4 protein-coding genes and 1 pseudogene are annotated in these 3,221 nt (G+C 73.9%); all 5 read left to right on the top strand.

All coding sequences use genetic code 11. The features are described 5' to 3' along the window. Positions 1–529, top strand: a 529-nt coding sequence (locus BZL64_RS32790; RefSeq protein ID WP_143663373.1) for an MFS transporter, incomplete at its 5' end; no start/stop codon positions are given. A 35-nt stretch (positions 530–564) separates the two neighbouring features. Further along, positions 565–1,380, top strand: coding sequence for a putative hydro-lyase (locus BZL64_RS32785; protein WP_086772749.1), 816 nt, complete (start codon positions 565–567; stop codon positions 1,378–1,380). Between the two features lie 12 nt (positions 1,381–1,392). Continuing rightward, a complete protein-coding gene (locus BZL64_RS32780; protein ID WP_086772748.1) occupies positions 1,393–2,145 on the top strand; it encodes a LamB/YcsF family protein in 753 nt (250 codons plus the stop codon). Next, positions 2,142–2,768, top strand: coding sequence for a 5-oxoprolinase subunit B family protein (locus BZL64_RS32775; RefSeq protein ID WP_086772747.1), 627 nt, complete (start codon positions 2,142–2,144; stop codon positions 2,766–2,768). Before BZL64_RS32780 ends, BZL64_RS32775 begins: the two co-directional genes overlap by 4 nt. 154 nt (positions 2,769–2,922) lie before the next feature. Further along, positions 2,923–3,221: pseudogene (locus tag BZL64_RS32770) on the top strand (allophanate hydrolase subunit 2 family protein); the annotation flags it as partial.

The raw sequence follows: 3,221 nt of genomic DNA, 5'->3' as shown, positions 1-3,221 counted from the left end.
CGTCCAGGGCGGCTACTACACGCTGGCGACCTGGGTGCCGACGTACCTCAAGAGCGAGCGCGGCCTGTCGGTGGTCAACACGGGCGGCTATCTCACGTTCCTGATCTCGGGCGCCTTCCTCGGCTACCTGACCGGCGGGCACCTCACCGACCGGCTGGGGCGGCGCCGCAACATCTGGCTGTTCGCCGTGCTGTCGGCGGTCTGCATCCTGGCCTACGCCAACATCCCGAGCGGCGCGGACACCCTGCTGCTGATCCTCGGATTCCCGCTCGGGTTCTGCATGTCGGCCATCTTCAGCGGCTTCGGGTCGTACCTGAGCGAGCTGTACCCGACGGCCGTGCGCGGGACGGGCCAGGGCTTCACGTACAACACCGGGCGTGCCGTCGGCGCCGTCTTCCCCACCACGGTCGGCTTTCTCGCCGACAGCTGGGGCGTGGGCGGGGCCCTGGTCTTCGGCGCGATCGGTTACGGCATCGCGGCCCTGGCGCTGCTGGGGCTGCCGGAGACGCGCGGAAAGGAACTGGAGTGAAGCCTGCGATCAACGCGCGGGACCGTTCTGCGGTCCTGCTGCAGGACCGTCCTGTGACCCTCGTCGACGAGCACGCGCACGCGTGGAGCCCCGCAACCGCGCGGTCCCGCTTTCGGGACGGCCTGACCGGCCCCACGGCGGGCGTCGCCGCGGGCCACACCCAGGTCAACCTGATCTCGGTGCCGGTGGACTGGGCGTACGACATGCTCCTGTTCTGCCAGCGCAACCCCAAGCCCTGCCCCGTTCTCGACGTCACCGACGCCGGCTCCTGGACGACCGTCCTGGCCGAGGGCGCCGACCTGCGCACCGACCTGCCCCGCTACCGGGTGTGGCGGGACGGCGAGCTGGTGGACGAGCCGACGGACGTGCGCGGGTACTGGCGGGACGACCTGGTGTCGTTCCTCATCGGATGCAGCTTCACCTTCGAGTGGGCACTGACCGGTGCGGGCGTACCGATCCGCCACGTCGAGCAGGGGCGCAACGTCCCGATGTACGTCACGGACCGTCAGTGCCGTCCGGCCGGGCGGCTGCACGGCCCGCTGGTGGTGTCCATGCGGCCGGTGCCGCCGGAGCACCTGGCGGCGGCGATCCGGGAGAGCAGCCTGCTCCCGGCGGTGCACGGCAGCCCCGTACACTGCGGCGATCCGTCGGGACTGGGCATCGACGACCTCGGCCGCCCCGGCTTCGGGGAACCGGTGGACGCCGAACCGGACGACATCCCGGTGTTCTGGGCCTGCGGTGTGACCCCGCAGGCCGCGGTGATGGCCTCGCGCCCGCCGTTCGCCCTCACCCACGCACCGGGACAGATGTTCCTCACCGACGCCCGCGACGAGCAGTACCGCGTGGCCTGACCAGGAGACAGCATGATCGATCTCAACGCCGACCTCGGCGAGGGCTTCGGCCGCTGGGAGCTGACCGACGACGAGCGACTGCTGTCCGTCGTCACCAGCGCCAACGTGGCATGCGGTTTCCACGCCGGGGACGCGGTCACCATGCGGCGGGTGTGCGAACTGGCGGCCGAACGGGGTGTGACGATCGGCGCGCAGGTCGCCTACCGCGACCTCGCCGGGTTCGGGCGGCGCGCGATGGACGTGCCGCCCGCCGAACTGGCCGCCGAGGTGGCCTACCAGATCGGCGCCCTGGAGGTCTTCGCGCGGGCGGCGGGCGCCCGGGTGGCCTACGTCAAGCCGCACGGCGCGCTCTACAACCGGGTCGTGCACGACGAGGAGCAGGCCACTGCGGTCATCGACGGCGTGCTCCTCGCCGACCCGGCACTGCCCGTGCTCGGCCTGCCCGGCTCGCGCCTGCTGGAAGTGGCCGGGAAGGCGGGGCTGCCCGCCGTCACCGAGGCGTTCGCGGACCGCGCCTACACCGAGGAGGGCACGCTCGTGCCCCGCGGCCAGGACGGGGCCGTGATCAGCGACCCGGACGTCGTCGTGGAGCGGTCCCTCGGCCTGGCCCGGCTGGGCGAGGTCGACTCCCTCGCGGGGACGCGCATCGAGGTACGCGCGCGTTCCCTGTGCCTGCACGGCGACACGCCCGGCGCGGTGGAACTGGCGCGCCGGGTCCGGCGCCGGCTGGAGGAATCCGGTGTGCGCGTGGAGGCGTTCGCATGAGGGTGCTGCCGGTCGGTGAGGACGCCCTGCTCGTCGAGGTGGCGTCCGGCGAGGACGCCCAGGCCCTCCACGCCGAACTGCTGCGCCGCCGCGCGGAGGGCTCACTGTCCGTCCGCGAGATCGTCCCGGCGGCGCGTACGGTCCTGCTCGACGGCCTCGCCGACCCGGCCCGCTGGGCCGCCGAACTGACCGGCGCCACCGTGCCGCCCGCTCCCTCGCGAACAGGCGCGGCGATCGAGCTCGCGGTGCGCTACGACGGCCCCGACCTCGCCGATGTCGCCGACCACTGGGGCGTGTCCGCGCAGGAGGTGGTCCGCATCCACGCGGCCACCGAGTTCCGCGTCGCGTTCTGCGGCTTCGCGCCCGGCTTCGGCTACCTCACGGGCCTGCCGCCGCGCTACGACGTCCCCCGCCGGGCGACCCCGCGCACCGCCGTTCCGGCCGGGTCGGTGGCCTTGGCGGGCCCGTACACGGGGGTTTATCCGCGCTCCTCGCCGGGCGGCTGGCAGCTGATCGGCACCACGCGCGCCGTGCTGTGGGACCACGCGCGCGTACCGGCCGCGCTGCTGACACCGGGCACGCGCGTGCGCTTCGTCGCGGCCGACGGGGCGGGTGGCGCATGACGACCGGCTCGCTGTGGATGCCCCACGACCACGTCAGGAATGTCCTCGCCGTCGGCGCACGACACCCGTCCGCGCGCGCTGCCCGCCGCGGCACGCGGCGCCCACCCGGCCACGCCGGGCACGGCGTCCGCGTCCGCATCCGGGAGGGCGCCGTATGACGGACCGCGCGCTCGTCGTCGTACGCGCCGGTGCGCTCACCACCGTGCAGGACCGGGGCCGCCCCGGTCACGCCCATCTCGGGGTGCCGCGCTCCGGGGCCCTGGACGCGCCCGCGGCGGCGCTCGGCAACCGGCTGGTCGGTAACCCGCCCGAAGCCGCTCTCCTGGAGACGACGCTCAACGGCTGTGCCGTACGTCCGCGTTCGACGGTGACCGTGGCCGTGACCGGTGCTCCCTGCCGGGTCACCGTGCAGGGAGCACCGGTCACGGCCACGGTCACCGTCGAACGCGGACG

It is taken from the genome of Streptomyces bobili (genome assembly GCF_002154575.1).
Taxonomy (GTDB): Bacteria; Actinomycetota; Actinomycetes; order Streptomycetales; family Streptomycetaceae; genus Streptomyces; species Streptomyces bobili.
Note: the sequence above shows the minus strand (reverse complement) of the source record. Positions and strands in the feature narration are given on the sequence as shown.